Genomic DNA, 19,778 nt, shown 5'->3' with positions numbered 1-19,778 from the left:
GACACCAAAAAAGTCGCTGAAACAAAAGCCTGTTAGTGCTGCATGTTACACTAGCCGACCCGTTTATTGCCCTGGAGAACTTGGTGACGCCTGCAGCTTTTCGGCAAACTCCTCACTTTTCGCGCTGGCGGCCCGTTGATGCGGCGCGACCTGCCATGAGTACTTCCTGGTGGCAGTGGGTTGCCTCAACCGACTCATTAACCGCCCGCTTAATAGCCGCAGGAGGTGAAAAGCAGTTTCGCGTTCGACTGCTACGCCAGGGCGTAGGCTGGCCGCGAGCGGATGAGGCACGGGCGTTGGGCATTGCTCCCAAACGCTATGCATGGCTGCGTGAAGTCGCGCTGTGCTTGGATGAAACGCCGTGGGTGGTGGCGCGCTCCGTCGCCCCGCTTACTCAGTTAAAGGGCCAGCGTTTGGAAGGGTTAGGTGAGCGCTCGCTAGGCAGTTGGTTATTTCGTCAGCCAGGTTTAATTCGCGGGCCGCTTGAGGCCACTACCCAATCCTCCTTATTTGCTCGTATGAACGGTATCGAAAGTGACTGTACCTGGGGCCGACGTTCAGTGTTTTATCACGGCGGTAATCACGGTGGGCTGTCGTTATTGGTGCAGGAGTATTTTTTGCGTGCGATGGCGGATGACCTTGATCTGCCATCGCGCTAGGCTAGCGCCTGCATCTTATTTTTCGTGAGGTAAGCATGGATCGTTCACTGTTGCGGCCGAAGGGATGGGCTCGCGTGGCAGATTTTATACAGCTGATGCGTTTGGATCGACCCATTGGCACTTGGCTGTTGATGTGGCCGACGCTTTGGGCGCTGTGGATTGCCGCTGAAGGGGTACCCGGCCGTGATGTGCTGCTGATTTTTGTGGCCGGTGTTTACGTCATGCGCGCGGCTGGCTGCGTGGTGAACGATTATGCAGATCGCCATTTCGATGGCCATGTGAAACGCACTAAGCATCGCCCGCTCGCCACAGGTCGAATCAGCGAAACCGAGGCTCAATTGCTGTTTATTGGTTTGGTGGCCGCAGCGTTTATTCTGGTGCTACTGACTAATTGGTTTACGGTGCTGCTCTCGCTGGGCGGGGTATTTCTGGCAGTTATTTACCCGTTCATGAAGCGTTATACCCATTTTCCCCAGGTGGTGCTGGGGGCGGCATTCTCATGGGCAATTCCAATGGCCTTTGGCGCCGTGCTGGGCCATGTGCCGTTGGAAGCATGGCTGCTTTTCTGTGCAAACGTGCTATGGACGGTGGCATACGACACGCAATACGCCATGGTCGATCGCGACGATGATTTAAAAATTGGCATTAAATCGACAGCCGTGCTGTTTGGCGACGCGGATCGCCTGATAATCGGCCTACTCCAGGTAGCCACCCTGGGGTTGCTGGCATGGGTAGGCTGGCGGGTCGGGTTAGGTGGGTTCTTTTGGCTAGGGCTCGCTGCAATGGCGGCAACTTTCCTGCATCAGCAGCGCTTAATTCGTTATCAGGAGCGGGATCCCTGTTTCCAGGCGTTTCTGAATAATCACTGGTCGGGGCTGCTGATTTTTACTGGTATTGCGCTAAGTTGGTGGCCTGCGGCGGGTCAGTAACTGCCATTGTCATGTAACTGTCATCAAGTCATGGTGTTATCGTCACTGACATGTCATTGAACTGTTTTTCTTTGAACTGGCTTTTTTGCACACCGTGAGGCTCTGGTATGACCGCCAAAACCGTTCTGATTGTCGATGATGAATCGTCGATTCGCGAGATGATCGCGGTAGCGCTGGAAATGGCTGACTACCGTGTGCTCGAAGCAGATAACGCCCAGGATGCTCATGCCATGGTGGTTGACCACCAACCTGATTTATTGCTGCTTGACTGGATGATGCCTGGCACCAGCGGTATTGAGCTGGCTAGGCGTTTGAAGCGCGAAGAAGCTACCGCCGAGATCCCGATTATTATGCTGACCGCTAAAGGCGAAGAGGATAATAAGATCCAAGGGCTTGAAGCCGGTGCCGATGATTACATCACCAAGCCTTTTTCTCCACGCGAATTGGTGGCACGGCTGAAAGCGGTGCTGCGTCGTGCGACACCGCGTGGCGTTGAGGACCCGATTGAGATTAATGGCCTGTTGCTTGATCCGGTAAGCCACCGGGTAAGCGCTCACGGTAAAGCGTTGGAAATGGGTCCGACCGAGTATCGTCTGCTGCAGTTTTTTATGACCCATCAAGAGCGCGCTTACACACGTAGCCAACTGCTTGACCAAGTATGGGGTGGTAATGTGTATGTCGAAGAGCGTACGGTCGATGTGCATATTCGACGCTTACGAAAAGCGCTGGGCGATGTGCATCAAAACCTGATTCAAACGGTTCGGGGTACCGGATACCGTTTCTCTGCACGGGTGTAAATGTGCGCCTATGGAGCCGTGAACTGTGGCGTCTAGCGTGGCTGGCCACACTGGGTACTTGTTTAGGCTGGTTATTGGGCTCAGCAGGGCTAGGGCTTGCGGCAGGGCTTGCAGTATGTCTGTTTTATCACTTGCGGCAGCTACGCGAACTTTATTTATGGCTAACCCTACATCCTCACGATGAGCCGCCTGCCGCTCACGGTATGTGGGGTGAATTGTTTGATCGTTTATACCGCTATCAGAAAAGCCAGCGTATAACGCAAAGTCGGCTGCGTGCTACCTTGGCCCGTATTCAAGAGTCGTCTGAAGCGATGCGTGACAGTGTGGTCATGCTCGACCGCCACGGTGATCTAGAGTGGTGGAACAGCGCTGCAACGAACATGCTAGGGCTACAAACTGCCCATGATCGTGGTCAGCACATTACCAACCTACTGCGCGAGCCAAGTTTCATCCGCTACTTCAATGCGCGGGAGTATGGCGAGCCGCTAACGCTGACATCGCCGATTGACGAGCGTCGAATCCTGCAGTATCAAATTACCCTGTACGGTGACGATGAACGGCTGGTAATGGCCCGGGATATCACGCGCTTGCATCGCCTGGAACAGATGCGGCGCGACTTTGTTGCCAACGTCTCTCACGAGCTGCGCACGCCGCTAACCGTCCTTTCCGGCTATCTGGAAACCTACAGCGATATTGCTGACCAGTTGCCTCCGCGTTTGGGCAAAAGCATCAACCAGATGCAGGAACAGACGCAGCGAATGCAAAACCTGGTCAATGATCTATTGCTGCTCTCTCGGTTAGAAATCGACCAGGGGGGGAAAGATCACCATCCGCTGTCGCTAGGGCCTTTGCTACAAAGCATCTGTGATGATGCGCTGGCGCTGTCGAATCAGCGTCATACCATTACTGTCGCGCTTGAAAGCGATGCACGCCTGCTGGGTAGTGAACAGGAGATTCGTAGCGCCATCTCTAACCTCGCCTTCAATGCCGTTCGCTATACGCCAGCAGGTAGCCACATCACCTTACGCTGGAAAGCTAGCGCGACTGGCGGCGGCTGTATTGATGTGGAAGACAATGGTGAAGGCATCGATCCCGTCCATATTCCCCGACTAACCGAACGTTTTTACCGTGTCGATAAAGGCCGTAGCACCGCAACTGGCGGCACGGGCTTAGGCTTGGCGATCGTTAAGCACGTACTATTACGCCACGATGCGCAATTACAGATTGAATCCCACCCGGGTAAAGGGGCGCTTTTTCGCTGCTCATTTCCCGCTTCACGTCTTGTATAGGGCTCCGTAAGCGACCTCTCGCACCATACCTGTAAAGGTGTGTAATATTGGCATGTAAGGTTGGTAAGAGTTTACTCATGTGCCATTTTTACACAGCTTTTAAGCTTGGTATTTCTATTTTAACAGAACGCTACAGCTTGGCTTGTTTTAATTAATACATTGATTTTTAATTGCTTTATCCTGTTTTTTGGCATTTGGCATGCCCGCTGCATTGTTAAAGATAAGGAAGACGACCGCAGGAAATGCTGGCTTTTATAATAAGCCCTTCTTTCTTAACCAAGCGGTAATAAACAGCGATCGGAGGTGGAATATGATGTCCAAGGATTTACTCAAGAAAGCTGGCATTTTAGGTGTATCTTTTGGTTTGATGGCAAGCCCGTTAGCATTTGCTCAAACAGATGAAAATTCAGCTATTGATGAAAATCAGGGAATTACAGCTGAAGAGCAACCAATGGATCCCCAAGGTACTGATAGTTCAGACGGTCATAATACCAAAGACATGACTAATGATTTAACCCATGACGAAGGTGATGAAGCCAGCGACATGGATCCTCAGTCAAGCGGTCACTCAGATGATGCTGAGTATGACGACGATGAGCTTGTAGAAGAAAACAGCGGTAGCTAATTGTTAATTATCATTTAGATATCAAAGAATGTCCTTTCAACGGATGAAAGGGTGATTGACAGGATGTTACAAAGGCAAGGATGCTTTTCAGGTTCAAGGATGAATCACTAGGAAATCAAACGTTAGTCAGGGTTAATTCCAAGGTTGGAGTCCCGCACAAGGAGTGGAAGCTAACGTTAGTTATTACCTATAGTCTATTCTGATATCGGGCCTCGCCAGTCGGGGTCTAATTTTTTTCTGCCTGCTTTTTGTGGGCATTTCGCTATTTTTACCTACCTACCTACCTACCTACCTACCTACCTACCTTTTTGAGTGCTTGGCCGCAGAAACTGAGTGCAACACCTAAGAATTTTAGTAAGGTGTTGGATTTATGTCCTATTCAGAACTCAGCATCGAAGAACGTGCCACCATACAGGTAAGCCTCAGGCAAGGCATGAGGCTCCGCCAGATTGCTCACATGTTGAGGCGTTCTCCGTCTACCCTCAGCCGTGAAGTACGGCGCAACCAAACTCAGTCAGGTGCCTACTGTGCTCATAGTGCGCAGACGCACCGCTGCGCTCGACGCATGGTTTGTCGCCCAAAACGTAAGCTGCTGTTGGGGAGTGAACGCTTTGAGCTGGTCATTCATATGCTTCGCAACCGCTTGTCTCCAGAACAAATAGCAGGCAAGCTCAAACGCATGATGACGCCCAGTTTTGAAGATGCTTACGTCTGCCGTGAGACGGTCTACAACGCCATTTACGCCTTGCCTGTGGGCCAGCTTAAGAAAGAGTTGATTCACTGCCTGCGCCAAGGCAAATCGACCCGTAAGCCTCGCCGTGGTCAGGTCGATCGCCGTGGCCAAATACCCGACATGGTGAGCATTCACCTTCGTCCACCGGAGATAGAGAAGCGCGAAATGCCAGGCCACTGGGAGGGCGATTTAATCAAAGGTAAGAACAATGCCTCTGCCGTCGGCACGTTAGTTGAACTCAGCAGTGGCTACGTCATCCTCGCCAAATTACATGACGCCACAGCGACCTCAGCTGTTGAGGGATTTAGCGCAGCACTCAACCGAATGCCACTAGCCGCACGCAAGAGCATGACGTATGACCAAGGCCGAGAAATGGCGAAGCATGCACAGATTACCCAAGCAACGGGTGTTGCAATCTACTTTTGTGACCCTCACAGCCCATGGCAACGCGGTAGCAATGAAAACATCAATGGCTTGATACGGCAGTATTTACCGAAAGGGACGGATCTGTCGCACCACACCCAAGAGGAACTTGATGCCATTGCATTACAGCTGAATATGCGGCCTCGAAAGCGCTTTGACTTCAGGTGCCCAGTTGAAGTGCTGGGCGAAATATTGGCGAACACCAAGAAAGCCCACCAGCCATTCATTAAGTAGCGTTGCACTCAGAGACTGCATCCACCGTGCATATCGAGAGCTATTCTCGACCCTTTCATCCATGAGTAGTCTATTACTCGATAACGTAGACCGGCGCGATGAGGTTAGCTTTAAAAGTAATTTCTAACATTAGCGTTTGAGGATAAGTGTGCCATAAAGGCACAGACAATTTTGCGCATGTGTCATTTGTGCACATGTATTTTGCGCGGTTTTGTTTTTAGTGGCTTAATATTGTGCGCAAACAATAATAAATAAGTAATTGTTTTTGTTTAATTTTATTAAATTTAGTAGAAGTTGGCACTGTATGTGCTTTATCAGGGCAGTGAGGTCACCGCAGAGAGAAGCAAGCCAGCAGGCCCTTCTTTCTTCACTTCAGCGGTATTAAGCAGTCATTTGGAGTAATTAACTATGTTTAACGTCCTTGTTAAAAAATCAGCTGTTGTAGGACTTGCATTCGGTTTGCTGGCGAGCCCAGTTGCATTCGCAAATTTTTCCATCAAAGCTAATCAAGATCTGTCTGTTAATGATGAACCAATTCAGGCTCAATCACAGCACACACATGAACAAGCAGATTTTACCCCATCTGATTTGATGTACGACGTAGGTGATCGCCCTAATGTTATTAAGGCAGAGTCCCAGCGTACTAGTGTTCAAGCAGAATATACCGCTAAAGATTTGACGCATGACGTAGGCGATGGAAACGCTTGGTAACAAAAGTTTGCAATTAAGCGGAATGTATTACGATTGAGGTGTGAGTTAACCACGCAGAAGCGTGTCACACCGATAGGGATATAGGTCGATTCAAGGAATGAATCAAACGACAATCAAAACGCTGGTCAGGGTTAAATTCCAAGGCTGGAGTCCCGCAAAAGGAAAGGAAGCTAGCGTTAGTTATTGTCCAGATATTGTGTCCTTAGACCCCGCTTATGCGGGGTCTAGCTTTTCTGGTATATCGAAATTTGTTTTCGGTTATCCGCTTCAAGATACTACGTGCTGTTGTGGTAGATATTGTCTCTCCCTGCTGCTTCACACAGTATGAATGCCGTTACAGTGAACAAATTTTCGTAACTTGTTGTGCTGTGTGCTTCAGTTGCTTCTGTAACAGAAGTCACATACGCAATTATTGCACAAGTATTTTTGACAAAAATAGATTGCGAGAGTTTTAATTGTGTGCTTTTTTTCAAGCTATTGGTTTTTTATAAATTAATATTTTAACTTATTGTTTTGGTACGATGCGTGCTTTGGTAGCAACAAGTAGAGGGCTTGTACGAATAGTTCGTCGAACGTGGGCAGTTTTCATACAAGGCCTAACAAGCACTTGTAACAGTAAAGAAGTAATAGCCGCTCTTATGAATCATGAGTGGTATTTGGTGATAATCAGGAGAACGTCATGTTGTTGAAAGAAATGGGTAAAAAAGCAGCAGTTGCAGGTATTTCCTTTGGCTTAATCGCTAGCCCATTGGCAATGGCGCACTCATCCATTGAACTGAACAAAGATCGCTCAGCTGGGCAGGATGTGATCGATAAACCACGTACGTCTTCTGGCAATACCCGGCAACCTGCTACCCGTGACTTAACGCGTGATGATGGTGATAGCCTTGATTTTTCTCCCTCTAGCAGGGCATCGGATGCACCTGAGAGCAACGGGAGCAACCCCCGTGGGGCCAATATCAGCCCGGAAGACTTGACTCGGGAAGAGGGTGATAGCACTGACTGGTAATGAGTATTCGAATGTAGCGGCTAACATACAAAGCCCCGCTTAAGCGGGGCTTTGTAGTTTATCTTGAGCACAAAATAGCTTTCAGTGATGGTGATGCCCATCCGCGGCTTCACTACCTTCCTGGGCGCTTTGTACCCAGACCTCAATGTCCACATCACCTTGTTCAGCAAAGGTGAGTGTGATGGGAAATCGGTCACCTTCTGTCAATGGTTCGCTTAACCCAATCAGCATTAAGTGAAAGCCACCACCAGGACGCATGGTGTATGTTTTCCCAGCCTCAATAAGAAGCTCGCCCACATGACGCATCCGCATCATGTCGCCGTCCATTCGCATATCGTGAAGCTCCACTGTTTTGCTTGCAGGGCTACTTGCGCCAATCAAGGCAACCGGGTCTGAAAAGGCGGTGATATCCAAATAGGCGGCCCCATTGGCCGCACCCGGAGGGGTCGGTATGGCAAAGGGGTGTGCGATACGCATCGTGTCTGTTTGTACGTCGTGAGCTATCGCTACTGACGCCACCATAGAGAGAGTGCTGACTAAACATACACCCAGCCAGGCGATGGGTTTGAACATACGTTTATTCCTTTATTGTTGATTGAATGCAGGAGAGCGATTTAGAACGTAAAAGTAGCAAAGTAGCCGAGCATAGGTAATAAGCGCTACTGCGGCGCGATGCCACGGGCATCTCCATGCACGTCTCTGTAGTGATCATCCCAGAGCAGTACGGCACCCGCTACGGCGCCGGGAATCAGAAAGAGATTGGCCAGCGGAATCCAGGTGATGAGCGTGACTAAGCCCCCAAAGCTTAAGCTTTGCCACCAGCGTTTCGAGAGCCGTTGGCGCATATCGGCAAACGTCACCTTATTGTTATCCATTGGGTAGTCTAGATAAGTAATGGCCATGATCCAGGCGGAGAATAGCGCCCACAGCAGGGGGGATACTAAGTTCAGCCCTGGAATCCAGCTAAGCACAAACAGACCGGCGGCACGGGGCAAAATATAGGCGAGCTTAACAAATTCGCGGCCAATGGCATCAATGGCTGTTTTAGTAAGGTTGCGGTCATCAATCGGTTCACGGCCAGTCAATTGGGTTTCGACTTTAGCGGCCAAAAAACCGTAAAAAGGCGCGGCGATCAGGCTGGTCACCAGCGTGAAGGTAAAAAACACCACTACTAACAGGCTAATCACGAAAAGAGGCCAGATAAGCCAGGAGAGCCAATCAAGCCAGATTGGCACCATGTTCATCCAATGATCTAGCCAACCACCGAAGCGGTTGAGCACGAAGCTGAACATGCTGACGTAAACAATCAGGTTGACTAAAATAGGCAGAAAAATATAGCGGCGCATACCCGGCTGATACACACATCGTGTACCTCGGCTAAGCGCAGTGACAGCATCCAGCATGGTGGGGGAGACTCCTTATGATTCAAACGTCCAGGCCGCATAACAGCCTGGACGTATTGCAGGAGGAAACCCCTTTCAGGTCAAGACTTTTTTAGCACTTGCGGGTCAAGGTTGTCGGGGTCGCTGTGGCGGATATCCAGGCCTTTGACAAGATAAACCACGTACTCAGCAAGGTTGTCAGCGTGGTCGCCCACACGCTCCAGAGCGCGCAATACCCACATGATGCTGAGTACCGAGGTAATCGAGCGCGAGTCTTCCATCATAAACGTCATTAGTGAACGCATTGCGCTGCTGTACTCATCGTCAACCAGCTCGTCTTCACGCACTACCTGCATCGCAAGGTCGGTGTCAAAGCGGGCAAAGGCGGTGAGCGCATCGCGCAGCATTTTGCGCACATGCTCGCTGATGTGGCGCACTTCCACCAAGCCACGAATGGTGCTGGTACTTTCACTCAGCAGCAGGGCGTTACGGGCGATTTTGCTGGCCTCATCGCCGATTCGCTCAAGATCAGAGGTGGCGCGGATAACGGCGAGCACCAGGCGTAGGTCGGAAGCTGCAGGCTGACGCCGCGCCAGTACCCGGGTGCATTCGTCGTCGATTTGCAGCTGCAGATCGTTGACCTGACGATCATTGTCGCGCACTTGTTCGGCTAGGCGGGTGTCGCCTTCCAGAAGCGCAAAGACGGCATCCTGCACTTGCTTCTCTACCAGACCGCCCATGGCCATCAGATGGGTTTTTAGCTCTTCCAGCTCCTGGTTGAACTGGCGAGAGATATGCTGGCTGTGAGAGTCGCTAGTAATATCCATGGAGCACTCCTGACGTTTCAGTCGCTAAGGCCTAGGTAATGCGGCCGGTGATGTAGTTTTCGGTGTGTTGCAAACGGGGGTTGGTGAAGACCTGATCGGTAGGTCCGTACTCAACCAGCTCACCTTGATGCAAAAAGGCGGTGTAGTCCGATACGCGCGCCGCTTGTTGCATATTGTGGGTGACCAGTACCAGCGTTAGCTCCGACTTTAGGTTACGGATCAACTCCTCAATTTTGAGCGTTGAAATCGGGTCTAGCGCTGACGCGGGTTCATCAAGCAGCAGCACATCGGGCTGTACTGCTAAGGTGCGGGCGATGACTAGTCGCTGCTGCTGTCCACCGGAAAGCTGCCAGGCGGAGCGGTGCAGGCGGTCTTTCACTTCATCCCATAGCGCGGCGGAGGTTAATGCCCACTCAATAATATCGTCCCTTTTGCGCTTGGGAAGGCGCTGCTGCAACCGCAGGCCAAAGGCCACGTTTTCATAGATCGACATAGGGAAGGGGTTGGGGGTTTGAAACACCATCCCTACTCGCCGCCGCAGCTCGGTCACGTTCGTTTGCGGGTCGTGAATGTCCTGCCCTTCCAGCGTGATTTTGCCGCTATGGGTCACTGTCTCATTGAGATCATGCAGCCGATTAATTGCCCGTAACAGCGTTGACTTACCGCATCCCGACGGGCCAATGAAGGCCGTCACACGATGTCGCGGAACACTGAGGGTTAAGTCGCGCAACGCCTCTTTCCCCGCATAGGCGAGGCTTAAGTGATCGATGCTCAGGCAGCTGTGCTCGGACGAAAAGTGCGCCACTGGTACCTGAGCGGTATTGGCTGAATGTAAAGGCGCTAGCATTCGTTTCCCCGTTGACGCCTAAGATAATGTCGCAGAAATATGGCAGTTAGATTAAGCACTAGCACAATCAACACTAAAAGTAGCGCCGTGGCGTAAACCAGCGGGATCGCAGCTTGTACATCTTCGCCGTGAAAGGCGGTATCAAATAAATGATAGCCAAGGTGCATGAACTTGCGCTCTAAATGTAGGTAAGGAAACTCACCGTCAATCGGCATTTGTGGCGCTAGTTTGGCAACGCCGACGAGCATCAGTGGCGCCACTTCGCCTGCCGCGCGGGCGATCGCTAAAATAACGCCTGTCAGCATGGCCGGTGCCGCCATGGGCAGTACGATGCGGGTAAGCATCTCAAGGCGAGTAGCCCCGAGCGCCACGGCGCCTTCGCGCTGGGCCTCAGGAATCCGCGCGAGCCCCTCTTCGGTTGCCACAATGACGACGGGTAGGGTTAGTAGGGCGAGGGTTAACGAGGCCCACAGCAGGCCGCCAGTGCCAAACGTGGGCGAAGGCAATGTATCGCTGAAAAACCACTCATCCAGCGAGCCGCCAATGCCGTAAACGAACACTCCCAAGCCGAAAACGCCATACACGATGGACGGCACCCCCGCTAGATTGCGCACGCCGATGCGCACCAGGCGCGTCAGCCGCCCCTGGTGAGCAATTTCATTAAGATAAATAGCGGCCAGCACGCCAAATGGCGTGACCATGACGGACATTAAAATCACCATTAGCACGGTGCCAAATATCGCCGGCCACACGCCACCGTCGGTATTGGCTGCTCGGGGCCCTTCGCTGAGAAACCGCCATACCCCATCGCCCCAGACATGGGCTTTCTGCCACCAGCTCATCGCATTTGGGGCTTGAGCGCTGACGATACTGGCCAACGGCTGGCGTAAGATTTGGCCATCCACGGTGGTCAGCAGTAGCTGGCTCTCTTGGCGTTGGCTGGCGGGGAGCGCCAATAAAGTCGTTAACCGTTGCCAGGCAGCGTCGCCCTCCCAGCGCTGGTCGTCTTGCTCAATGGCCACCAAGCGGCCAATAAAATCTCCCCAGGGGCTTCGCTCCAGGCGAATCAAGTCATCTGGCTGCGCGCGTTCGGCAATCTCCTCAATCGCCACCCAGCGCCAGCGGGCGCCCTCTATGTCCTGATTGCCGGTAAAGTAAAGCCGTTCATCTCCCGCTTGCTGGGGGAGCTCGACCTCGCGCACGGCATGGCCAGCAAAGGTATCACCCGAATTCAGAGTGACCTCTTCAAGCGTCGCGGGCCAGAAGTGTCCAAGCCCACGCACTAACAATAGCGCCAGTAGAGCACCCAGCATCAGCAAGGAGAGCGCTACGCTGGCCGCGCATAGCCAAGGCCATAAGTCATTCAGCCAGTTAAAACGAGGGCGGCGAGAGGCAGTGTTGACCGTGCCAGCTTTCATGAAGTGCCTCCCATCTGGCGATAACGGCGGCGCAGGCGCTGGCGGACAACCTCGGCTAGGGTGTTAACCAGGAACGTGAAGATAAACAGCACCAGCGCGGCAAAAATCAGCAGATGATAGGTCTGGCCGCCGGGTGACGCTTCAGGAAGCTCGATGGCAATAGCCGCTGCCATGGAGCGCATACCTTCGAAAGGGCTGGCGCTAAACAGAGCGGTGTTGCCACTGGCCATCAGTACAATCATGGTTTCGCCCACTGCCCGGCCCGCGCCGATCATCACCGCCGAGAAAATACCTGGTCCCGCCGCCGCCAGCGCCACCTTCCACAGCGCCTGCCAACGGCTGGCACCCAGCGCCTGGGCGCCCTCTATCAGGGTCGAAGGCACATCGGCAAGGGCATCTTCTGCCAATGAGTAGATGCTGGGGATAACGGCAAACCCCATCGCCAGACCGACAATCAGGGCATTGCGGGTGGCGTAATCCATCCCAAAGCGCTGGTCGAGCAACTGACGCAGATCCCCGCCCAGCCACAGCTGCTCCATCCACGGCGCAAGCCATAGCGCTATTGCCACCATCAGAGCAAGCCACGGTATTAGCCAGAGGCCTGCCCAGGAGAGCGGCAAACGGCGCTGCAGGCGGGCTTTGGCCAGTTGCCAGAGCAAGCCCGCTAGCCCGGCACTGAGCGGTAGCCAGATTATCAGTACCAAAGCGCTGGCTAGGTGTCGCTCTACCCACGGTGCCAAAATGAGCCCGGCAATAAAGCCCACCACCACGCCGGGAATGGCCTCCATCATTTCGAGCGCGGGCTTGATACGCGCACGCAAGCGCGCTGAAATAAACAGCGCAGAGTAGATCGCCGCCCCTAAGGCGACGGGAATCGCGAACAGCAGTGCAGCTAACGCGGCTTTAAGGGTGCCCCACGCCAGCGGAGAGAGCTTGGCCAGGGCCAAGGTATCTTCCATCGCCAGTAGCGGCAAAGTTTCCCATATCAGAAAGATGCCGATAGCGAGAATCGCCAGCAGCACGCCGACACCACCAGCGGTGATTAACCCGGTGGCCACACGATCCTGAAGCAAGCGCAATGGCTGCCGAGAAGAGGTTAACCGAGGTGGGGTCATGTCGCTATCATGACAAAACTAGGCATGGCAAAACCGGGGTGATCACAGTACTGACCAGCATGTATTGAAAGAGTGGGTCGTGAAGAGAGCTTATAGTGAAAACGGTGCATAGAATGATTCCCTACTCTAAGACGATTATGTGTCAATTAGATGACAGCGGCTTACCACCTTTGCTGCGCGTCAAGGACGCTTGGGGTTAAGGGGACAAAACCGGATGCGCGTGCAATTTGCTGGCCCTCATCGGACATGATCAGCGTCAGTAGTGCCTGCTCGGCGGGCGGTAAGGATGCCCCGGGCGGCAGGTTCACGTAGAGGTAGAGGTAGCGCGACAGCGGATAATCACCGCTCTGTATCGCTGCTTCATCGGGCGGTATAGCGATGCCGTCATCGTCATAAAGGCTTAATGCGCGCACGGCCGGCGTTAGGTGGTTAAACCCGGCGTATCCCATTGCATTGGCAGACTCGCCCACTGCAGCGACGACGGCCGATGAGCCGGGGTGTTCGCTAATATCGTTGCGAAAGAGGCCGCCGCACAGCGCCCGTTCTTGAAATAGCCCGTGAGTGCCGGAGGCAAGGTTGCGACCATGTAACGCAATACTGCCAAATGACCAGTCACGCGTTGCCGAGAGCTGATCCCAGCGTCGTATCGGCGCCTCGGCACCGCAGGCGCGTGAGGTCGAGAAGATGGCATCGACCTGCTGGCGGGTGAGCGCGCGCAGCGGGTTATGGCGATGGACGACCACAATCAGCGCGTCACGGGCAACTTTTAACTCTAGCGGCGGGTAGCCGTAGCGCTCAATAAAGTTATCCTGCTCTTCGGTGCTCATCGGCCGCGACATCGGCCCCAGCCGGGTGGTACCTGCCATTAGCGCGGTTGGCGCGCTGGCCGAGCCGCTGGCTTGAAATTGCAGCTTTACCTCTGGGTAGCGGGAAGTCAGTGTTTCGCCCCAGCGCAGCATGAGCCCAGCCATGGTGTCAGAACCGACGGCACCTAACGTGCCGGTTATCGGCAGTGATTGCCCCCAAGTAGGTGGCGTCACCAGCAGCAGAGCCATCATCACCCAGCAACCTAAGGTGTGCCGTAGCGATAAAAGGTAGCTTCTATGAGATGAAAGAGTATTCAAACAAGCGTCCTCTTATGGTTAACTGAATCCATTCACTTGTGTTGCGACGCAGCAACGCCTCTTGGCAATGTGCCTTACTGCAACGTTTACAACAATAAACTGACTAAGCGACGAACCCATGACTCTTCTGGAAACCGATTTGGATGACGTACCGGCCCCTCAAGGGCAGCTTACTTTAAAATTACTGGCTTCCCGCCAAGATACCAATCTTTATGGTGATATACCCGGTGGTTGGCTAGTCAATCAAATGGACCAGGCAGCGGAGCTTGCAGCCTGCCGCGAAGCGGGTGGGCGAACGGCCACCGTGGCGATTGAAGCCATGGATTTTTTAAGCCCGGTGCGCGTCGGCTCAATGGTCAGTGTCTACACCCAGGTACAAGAGATCGGTCATAGCTCAATCAAAATTGATGTGGAAGTATGGGTACGCCCGCCCCATGGGCAACGGATTGAAGAGCGTCAAAAGGTGACAGAGGCGCGTTTTGTAATGGTCGCATTAGACGATAACGGACGGATCCGAGCGGTACACAGCGAATAGCCCTTCTTATCAACCCCTTCAATGTTCCCCCCTTAAATAGCAAAAGGGCGCTCAGTGCGCCCTTTGCCGTACTTGCTGCTTACCTGACTGGATAATCAGGCACCTACGTTGTCGCGGTTCTTGAGATAGGCGTATTCACCCACGTCGCTAAACGGACGCAGTAGTTTCTGAAACGCCGAGTAAGATTCATACACGCGGCGGGACTCTTCATCGTCCTCGATTTGGCGCTGGATGGCATCCTGGGAGGAGGTGTAAAGCGCTGCCATCACGTCTTCAGGGAAGGTGCGCAGCTGAACGCCATGCTCATCGACCAATGCTTCTAGTGCCTGGGCATTGCGGAAGGCGAATTCGCTGATCATCGCTAGGTTAGATGCACGTGCGGCTTCGCGAATGACGTCCTGCAGGTCTTCCGGCAGCGCGTTCCAGGCATCCAGGTTGATCGTGCCTTCCAGTACCGCTGAGGGCTCGTTCCACGCCGACGTGTAGTAGTAATCAGCGACCTGGTGGAGACCGAACGCCAAATCGTTATACGGCCCCACCCAGTCAGCGGCATCCAAAGCGCCGGTTTGTAGCGAGGTGAAAATCTCGGATCCCGGCATGTTGACGGTGCTGACACCGATGCCGTTCATCGCTTCACCCGCGAGGCCTGGCAGGCGTAATTTCAGCCCCTGCATATCGTCTAGCGAGTTGATCTCTTTCTTGAACCAGCCCGCCATCTGCGTGCCAGTGTTACCGACAGCAAAGGGTTTCAGGTTGTGATTGGCATAGATTTCATCCCACAGTTCTTGGCCGCCACCATGGTACAGCCAAGCGTTCATTTCGGTGGTATTCATGCCGAACGGTACAGCGGTGAAAAACTGCGAGGCGGCCACTTTGCCGCGCCAGTAATACGACGCAGAGTGACCCATCTCAGCGGTTCCCGCCGCCACGGCGTCGAATACTTCAAGTGCAGGTACCAACTCACCTGCGCCATGTACACGAATCTGCATGCGGCCGTTGGAAAGCTGCTCGACCCGGCGGGCAAAATCATTTGCACCTGTACCCAGGGCGGGAAAGTTTTTCGGCCACGAGGTGACCATGTCCCAGGTATAGGTCTCTTGAGCGCGGGCGCTAGAGGTGGTTACAAAGGGGGCAGCAGCGACACCGGCGGCACCTAGGCCAACGGTTTTAAGAAAGTTACGGCGTTGCATGTGAGCAAAACTCCAAAAGTAATCATACTGTTGTTATAGGGCGCTGTGCGCGCCGTGTCCGCTGGTTAGTATGCTTTATAGCGAATTTAGCTCGCAAGCCTTCTGATCAATCATCCGCTGCGTCTTTCATACTGTTGCCATGGCGCACCAGCCAATAGCAACCGCCTAACGCCAAGACCGCGACCGATAGCGCACCAATTTGCCAAGGGTCGATGACTTCCATATCCAGCACCATAAACTTGCGCACCAGCGCCATAATGGCAATCAGCACGACGATTTCAACGTGAATGAAGCCTTTCCCGCTGGTCATTGTGCGGATAATGGAGTTGTTGAACTCCATGGCAATCAAGACGGTAAGAATCATGTCGAACAAGGCTTGAAACACGCGGTAGTCAAAGGGGTCGCGGCTTTGAATAAACAGCAGCTGTACCACATGAATGACCAGATAATACATGGCGACCAGCACAGCGCCGCCGATGGCGAGGGTCAGTACCATCGATACTAAGCGTTCAAAACGCTGGTAGCCGCTGAGTGCCTGCCAGCCGTTACTCACTTCTGGAAATAGGCGTTTTAAGCGCTGTTTCATAATGACCTCTACATGGCGCCTGGGCGCATTCAATGGGACGTAAGTGAACAGATCGCTATAGCGGCGTCAGCTTAGCAAAGCCAAGTACCAGCCATTTTACCCCTTCGCCTTCAAAGCTGACCTGTACACGGGCGCGGGCACCTTCGCCTTCCGCGTTGAGAATAATGCCTTCACCGAACACTGGATGCTCAACCCCCTGGCCGACGTGCAGGCTGGGAAGGTCGCCGCTGCTCTCAACGCTTTGCTGGGCAAAGGAAGTGCGCGACGCGGTCACTGGGCGTGAAATATGCCCGCGCAGGCGGACTTCTTCCAGCAGGTGTGGAGGTAGCTCGCGTAAGAAGCGTGAGGGGCGTGGAAACACTTCTTTGCCGTGCAGGCGGCGTGTTTCTGCGTGGGTCAGGTAGAGCTTCTGCATGGCGCGAGTGACGCCGACGTAACACAGCCGGCGCTCCTCTTCGAGCCTGCCCGGCTCTTCCAGGGACATCTTGTGCGGGAAAAGTCCCTCCTCGACCCCGGCAATGAACACCACGGGAAACTCCAGGCCTTTGGCGGAGTGCAACGTCATTAACTGCACACTGTCTTCGAACTCTTCAGCTTCATGGTCGCCAGCGTTAAGGGCGGCTTCAGAGAGAAATGCTTCCAGTGCGGCCATGCCTTCGCCCGCTTCAGGGGCTTCAAAGACATCGCCTTGGGTAAAGGCGCGGGCAGCAGTGACCAGCTCTTCCAAGTTTTCGACGCGGGCCTGGCCTTTCTCGCCGCGTTCACTTTTGTGATGCTCGATTAACCCCGTATGAACGGTAACGTGATCGATAATCTCGTGCAGTGCCATGCCGGAGGCGTCGTTATCGAGCTGCTCGATCAGGTTGGCGAAGGTTTGCACGGCATTGGCAGCGCGACCTTTCAAGGTACCGTCGTTAATCGCATCGTGGAGTGCCTGCCACAGCTGAATACCTTGTTCACGGGCACGCAAGCGGACAATCTCGACCGTGCGCGTGCCGATGCCACGAGTGGGGACGTTAATGACCCGCTCAAGGGAGGCATCGTCATCGCGGTTGAGCATCAGGCGAAGGTAAGCCAAGGCATTTTTGATTTCTAAGCGTTCATAAAAACGGTGGCCACCGTAAATACGGTAGGGCATGCCTTGGCGAATCAGGGTCTCTTCCAGCAGCCGCGACTGGGCATTGGAGCGGTAGAGAATCGCGATATCTCGGCGGTTAAAGCCTTCGTCGACCTTCTCTTTGATGGTATCAACGATATAACGCGCTTCTTCCAGGTCGTTAAACCCGGCGTAGATCGAGATCGGCTCGCCTTCGATGCCATCAGTCCACAGGTTTTTACCCATCCGCTCGCTGTTGTGGCTGATCAGCGTATTGGCGGCTTCCAGAATCGCGCTGGTGGAACGATAGTTCTGCTCTAGGCGCACGGTATGGGTTTGCGGAAACTCCTGCTCAAAGCGGCTGATATTTTCCACTTTGGCGCCGCGCCAGCCGTAGATCGACTGATCGTCATCACCGACGGCGGTCATCGGTGTCTTCATGCCGGTGAGCAGTTTTAGCCAGGCGTATTGCAGGGTATTGGTATCTTGAAACTCATCAACCAGTACGTGGCCAAAGCGCTCCTGGTAGTGTTTTAACAGTGCTGGGTTATCGCGCAGTAACTCCAGGCTTCGCAGCAGCAGTTCACCGAAATCGACCAGGCCGCCGCGCTCACAGGTGAGCTGGTAACGCTCGTAGAGCTCGACCATTTGCCCCATGTAGGCATCGCCATCGACGTTGACCTGATGCGGGCGCAGCCCTTCTTCTTTGCAGCCGGAAATAAACCCCTGCACCTGGCGCGGCGGATAGCGTTCGGCGTCGATCGAGTAATCTTTCAGCAGCCGTTTGACTAGGCGTAGCTGATCGTCGGAATCGATAATCTGGAAGTGCTGCGGCAGCCGAGCGTCCTGCCAGTGGGTGCGCAGCAGGCGGTGGGCAATGGAGTGAAAGGTGCCCACCCAGACGTGGCGCAGCGAGAGGCTCAGCAGCGTCTCAAGCCGCGTACGCATCTCTTTGGCGGCTTTATTGGTAAAGGTGACCGCCAGCAGCGCGTAGGGAGACAACCCTTCGGCCTGCATCAGCCAGGCGATGCGATGAACCAGCACGCGGGTTTTGCCGGAGCCTGCGCCCGCGAGCACCAACAGGTTACCTTGGGGGGCGCTCACTGCTTCGCGCTGGGCGGAGTTGAGCTGATCGAGAATCGCCGTGACGTCGTCCATAGTAGCCGCTGCCGGATCAAAAAATAGGCGGCTAGTCTAGCACAGCCAGCAAACTGGCTGTGTATACAGGTTAACGATTAAGGATCTTCCGGAAAGCGCAGCGTATTAAGGCTCTTTTTAACCGCTTTGAGCTGTTCGGCGAGTTTTGGGCCGCGGGTTTTAGCGACCCCGACGGCGAGCACATCAATCAGCACCAGATGGGCAATGCGTGAGCTAAGCGGCGTGTAGATTTCGGTGTCTTCGTGGACATCAATATACAGCGGCAGGCTGACCTCATCGGCCAGCGGTGAACCGCTGGGGCACAAGCCAATCACTGTCGCGCCCGCTTCGCGAGCTAGGCGTACGCTGGCGACTAGCGCTTTGGTACGGCCGGTTTGTGAAATTGCCACCACCACATCGCCATCGTTCAAGGTCACTGCCGACATATTCTGCATATGGGGGTCGGCGTAGGCTGAGGTGGAAATTTGCAGCCGGAAAAACTTGTGCTGGGCGTCAAAGGCGACCGCGCCTGAGGCGCCAAAGCCATAGAACTCCACGCGATTAGCCATCGCTAGCGCATTAACCGCTCGGCCCAGGGCGTCGTTATCTAGCCGGTCACGCACAGAGAGCAGCGTGCCCACGGTCGAGTCAAAGATGCTATGGGAAAACTCAGCGACCGAGTCGCTATCGTTCATGGAAAACTGTGCAAACTGACTGCCGCTGGCCAGCATTTGTGCTAGCTGTAGCTTGAAGTCCTGAAAGCCGTTACACCCCAGCGCACGGCAAAAGCGCACCACGGTCGGTTCGCTGACGGTGGCTTCAGTGGCCAAATCCACAATACGCATGTGGATAACCTCTTCGGGGTTGCGCAGTACAAACCGTGCCACTTTTTGCTCGGAGCGTCGAAAGTGCTCCATGCGGCGTCTCATTTCATCGAACAGGGCGCGACTCACGTTCAGCTCCTTGGCTCTTCAGCACACACTTGGCTTACTTCTAGCATTTGCCACAGTATGCCTGACTGATAGCGCAAATGGGCATGAAAAGCGTTGTTTAAGGTTAGCGTTAAAATGCCGTTAGGCACTTTTTTTAAGAATGTTCATCATTTTGTCAAG

Annotated in this window: 20 protein-coding genes; 9 read left to right on the top strand and 11 right to left on the bottom strand. The window is 53.8% G+C overall.

All coding sequences use genetic code 11. The annotated features are described in order from the left end of the window. Positions 1 to 35: 35 nt before the first annotated feature. The 8 genes from Q3Y66_RS19305 (at position 36) to Q3Y66_RS19270 (ending at position 7,409) form a co-directional block, all read left to right on the top strand. Complete coding sequence (locus tag Q3Y66_RS19305) at positions 36 to 659, top strand: chorismate lyase (protein ID WP_008957131.1); 624 nt, start codon at positions 36 to 38, stop codon at positions 657 to 659. Positions 660 to 694: 35 nt separating this feature from the next. Next, positions 695 to 1,588 (top strand): 4-hydroxybenzoate octaprenyltransferase, encoded by an 894-nt coding sequence (gene ubiA / locus Q3Y66_RS19300; protein WP_035586470.1) that lies wholly within the window; start codon positions 695 to 697, stop codon positions 1,586 to 1,588. Between the two features lie 107 nt (positions 1,589 to 1,695). Next, positions 1,696 to 2,385: a phosphate regulon transcriptional regulator PhoB gene (gene phoB, locus Q3Y66_RS19295; RefSeq protein WP_008957133.1), complete on the top strand. Its 690-nt coding sequence runs from the start codon at positions 1,696 to 1,698 to the stop codon at positions 2,383 to 2,385. A gap of 2 nt (positions 2,386 to 2,387) precedes the next feature. Then, positions 2,388 to 3,674 (top strand): phosphate regulon sensor histidine kinase PhoR, encoded by a 1,287-nt coding sequence (gene phoR / locus Q3Y66_RS19290; RefSeq protein WP_008957134.1) that lies wholly within the window; start codon positions 2,388 to 2,390, stop codon positions 3,672 to 3,674. A 310-nt stretch (positions 3,675 to 3,984) separates the two neighbouring features. Then, positions 3,985 to 4,299, top strand: coding sequence for a hypothetical protein (locus Q3Y66_RS19285; RefSeq protein ID WP_035586473.1), 315 nt, complete (start codon positions 3,985 to 3,987; stop codon positions 4,297 to 4,299). A 370-nt stretch (positions 4,300 to 4,669) separates the two neighbouring features. Next, positions 4,670 to 5,689 (top strand): IS30 family transposase, encoded by a 1,020-nt coding sequence (locus Q3Y66_RS19280; protein ID WP_303319483.1) that lies wholly within the window; start codon positions 4,670 to 4,672, stop codon positions 5,687 to 5,689. 408 nt (positions 5,690 to 6,097) lie between these two features. Beyond that, positions 6,098 to 6,400 (top strand): hypothetical protein, encoded by a 303-nt coding sequence (locus Q3Y66_RS19275; RefSeq protein ID WP_008956458.1) that lies wholly within the window; start codon positions 6,098 to 6,100, stop codon positions 6,398 to 6,400. Between the two features lie 679 nt (positions 6,401 to 7,079). Next, the gene (locus tag Q3Y66_RS19270) at positions 7,080 to 7,409 is read left to right on the top strand and encodes a hypothetical protein (RefSeq protein WP_008956459.1); all 330 of its coding nucleotides are present in this window, start codon (positions 7,080 to 7,082) and stop codon (positions 7,407 to 7,409) included. 81 nt (positions 7,410 to 7,490) lie between these two features. Here Q3Y66_RS19270 and Q3Y66_RS19265 read toward each other — a convergent pair whose 3' ends face one another. The 7 genes from Q3Y66_RS19265 to Q3Y66_RS19235 form a co-directional block, all read right to left on the bottom strand. Beyond that, the gene (locus Q3Y66_RS19265) at positions 7,491 to 7,982 is read right to left on the bottom strand and encodes a copper chaperone PCu(A)C (protein WP_008956460.1); all 492 of its coding nucleotides are present in this window, start codon (positions 7,980 to 7,982) and stop codon (positions 7,491 to 7,493) included. Positions 7,983 to 8,068: 86 nt separating this feature from the next. Further along, the gene (gene cysZ, locus Q3Y66_RS19260) at positions 8,069 to 8,812 is read right to left on the bottom strand and encodes a sulfate transporter CysZ (protein WP_008956461.1); all 744 of its coding nucleotides are present in this window, start codon (positions 8,810 to 8,812) and stop codon (positions 8,069 to 8,071) included. Positions 8,813 to 8,892: 80 nt separating this feature from the next. Then, on the bottom strand, positions 8,893 to 9,618 hold the full coding sequence (phoU, locus tag Q3Y66_RS19255) for a phosphate signaling complex protein PhoU (RefSeq protein ID WP_008956462.1): 726 nt from the start codon (positions 9,616 to 9,618) through the stop codon (positions 8,893 to 8,895). Between the two features lie 31 nt (positions 9,619 to 9,649). Further along, a complete protein-coding gene (pstB, locus tag Q3Y66_RS19250) occupies positions 9,650 to 10,465 on the bottom strand; it encodes a phosphate ABC transporter ATP-binding protein PstB (RefSeq protein ID WP_008956463.1) in 816 nt (271 codons plus the stop codon). Further along, positions 10,459 to 11,883: a phosphate ABC transporter permease PstA gene (gene pstA / locus Q3Y66_RS19245; RefSeq protein ID WP_008956464.1), complete on the bottom strand. Its 1,425-nt coding sequence runs from the start codon at positions 11,881 to 11,883 to the stop codon at positions 10,459 to 10,461. The genes pstB and pstA overlap by 7 nt, the downstream gene beginning before the upstream one ends. After that, positions 11,880 to 12,998: an ABC transporter permease subunit gene (locus tag Q3Y66_RS19240; RefSeq protein ID WP_008956465.1), complete on the bottom strand. Its 1,119-nt coding sequence runs from the start codon at positions 12,996 to 12,998 to the stop codon at positions 11,880 to 11,882. Before Q3Y66_RS19240 ends, pstA begins: the two co-directional genes overlap by 4 nt. A 161-nt stretch (positions 12,999 to 13,159) precedes the next feature. Next, complete coding sequence (locus Q3Y66_RS19235) at positions 13,160 to 14,056, bottom strand: PstS family phosphate ABC transporter substrate-binding protein (protein WP_008956466.1); 897 nt, start codon at positions 14,054 to 14,056, stop codon at positions 13,160 to 13,162. A gap of 184 nt (positions 14,057 to 14,240) precedes the next feature. Here Q3Y66_RS19235 and Q3Y66_RS19230 point away from each other — a divergent pair, with 184 nt between their 5' ends. Continuing rightward, positions 14,241 to 14,657, top strand: a complete 417-nt coding sequence (locus Q3Y66_RS19230) for an acyl-CoA thioesterase (RefSeq protein WP_008956467.1) — start codon at positions 14,241 to 14,243, stop codon at positions 14,655 to 14,657. A 95-nt stretch (positions 14,658 to 14,752) separates the two neighbouring features. Here the strand turns inward: Q3Y66_RS19230 and Q3Y66_RS19225 are convergent, their stop codons facing one another. From Q3Y66_RS19225 to hexR, 4 genes are all read right to left on the bottom strand, one after another. Then, positions 14,753 to 15,847, bottom strand: coding sequence for a TRAP transporter substrate-binding protein (locus Q3Y66_RS19225; RefSeq protein ID WP_008956468.1), 1,095 nt, complete (start codon positions 15,845 to 15,847; stop codon positions 14,753 to 14,755). 106 nt (positions 15,848 to 15,953) lie between these two features. Beyond that, positions 15,954 to 16,433 (bottom strand): phosphate-starvation-inducible PsiE family protein, encoded by a 480-nt coding sequence (locus tag Q3Y66_RS19220; protein WP_008956469.1) that lies wholly within the window; start codon positions 16,431 to 16,433, stop codon positions 15,954 to 15,956. A 55-nt stretch (positions 16,434 to 16,488) separates the two neighbouring features. Then, a complete protein-coding gene (uvrD, locus tag Q3Y66_RS19215; protein ID WP_008956470.1) occupies positions 16,489 to 18,687 on the bottom strand; it encodes a DNA helicase II in 2,199 nt (732 codons plus the stop codon). 77 nt (positions 18,688 to 18,764) lie between these two features. Then, on the bottom strand, positions 18,765 to 19,619 hold the full coding sequence (hexR, locus tag Q3Y66_RS19210; RefSeq protein WP_008956471.1) for a transcriptional regulator HexR: 855 nt from the start codon (positions 19,617 to 19,619) through the stop codon (positions 18,765 to 18,767). Between the last annotated feature and the right edge of the window lie 159 nt (positions 19,620 to 19,778).

It is taken from the genome of Halomonas sp. HAL1, from assembly GCF_030544485.1.
Classification (GTDB): Bacteria; Pseudomonadota; Gammaproteobacteria; order Pseudomonadales; family Halomonadaceae; genus Vreelandella; species Vreelandella arctica.
Note: the sequence above shows the minus strand (reverse complement) of the source record. Positions and strands in the feature narration are given on the sequence as shown.

Excerpts from the sequence above, each read along its gene's own strand:
- Q3Y66_RS19285 (WP_035586473.1), top strand. The coding sequence starts at position 3,985 with ATGATGTCCAAGGATTTACTCAAGAAAGCTGGCATTTTAGGTGTATCT.
- Q3Y66_RS19220 (WP_008956469.1), bottom strand. The coding sequence starts at position 16,433 with ATGAAACAGCGCTTAAAACGCCTATTTCCAGAAGTGAGTAACGGCTGG.
- Q3Y66_RS19230 (WP_008956467.1), top strand. The coding sequence starts at position 14,241 with ATGACTCTTCTGGAAACCGATTTGGATGACGTACCGGCCCCTCAAGGG.
- Q3Y66_RS19280 (WP_303319483.1), top strand. The coding sequence starts at position 4,670 with ATGTCCTATTCAGAACTCAGCATCGAAGAACGTGCCACCATACAGGTA.
- phoB (WP_008957133.1), top strand. The coding sequence starts at position 1,696 with ATGACCGCCAAAACCGTTCTGATTGTCGATGATGAATCGTCGATTCGC.
- Q3Y66_RS19275 (WP_008956458.1), top strand. The coding sequence starts at position 6,098 with ATGTTTAACGTCCTTGTTAAAAAATCAGCTGTTGTAGGACTTGCATTC.
- phoU (WP_008956462.1), bottom strand. The coding sequence starts at position 9,618 with ATGGATATTACTAGCGACTCTCACAGCCAGCATATCTCTCGCCAGTTC.
- Q3Y66_RS19270 (WP_008956459.1), top strand. The coding sequence starts at position 7,080 with ATGTTGTTGAAAGAAATGGGTAAAAAAGCAGCAGTTGCAGGTATTTCC.
- Q3Y66_RS19235 (WP_008956466.1), bottom strand. The coding sequence starts at position 14,056 with ATGATGGCTCTGCTGCTGGTGACGCCACCTACTTGGGGGCAATCACTG.
- pstB (WP_008956463.1), bottom strand. The coding sequence starts at position 10,465 with ATGCTAGCGCCTTTACATTCAGCCAATACCGCTCAGGTACCAGTGGCG.
- Q3Y66_RS19225 (WP_008956468.1), bottom strand. The coding sequence starts at position 15,847 with ATGCAACGCCGTAACTTTCTTAAAACCGTTGGCCTAGGTGCCGCCGGT.
- Q3Y66_RS19265 (WP_008956460.1), bottom strand. The coding sequence starts at position 7,982 with ATGTTCAAACCCATCGCCTGGCTGGGTGTATGTTTAGTCAGCACTCTC.
- Q3Y66_RS19240 (WP_008956465.1), bottom strand. The coding sequence starts at position 12,998 with ATGACCCCACCTCGGTTAACCTCTTCTCGGCAGCCATTGCGCTTGCTT.
- uvrD (WP_008956470.1), bottom strand. The coding sequence starts at position 18,687 with ATGGACGACGTCACGGCGATTCTCGATCAGCTCAACTCCGCCCAGCGC.
- cysZ (WP_008956461.1), bottom strand. The coding sequence starts at position 8,812 with ATGCTGGATGCTGTCACTGCGCTTAGCCGAGGTACACGATGTGTGTAT.
- ubiA (WP_035586470.1), top strand. The coding sequence starts at position 695 with ATGGATCGTTCACTGTTGCGGCCGAAGGGATGGGCTCGCGTGGCAGAT.
- pstA (WP_008956464.1), bottom strand. The coding sequence starts at position 11,883 with ATGAAAGCTGGCACGGTCAACACTGCCTCTCGCCGCCCTCGTTTTAAC.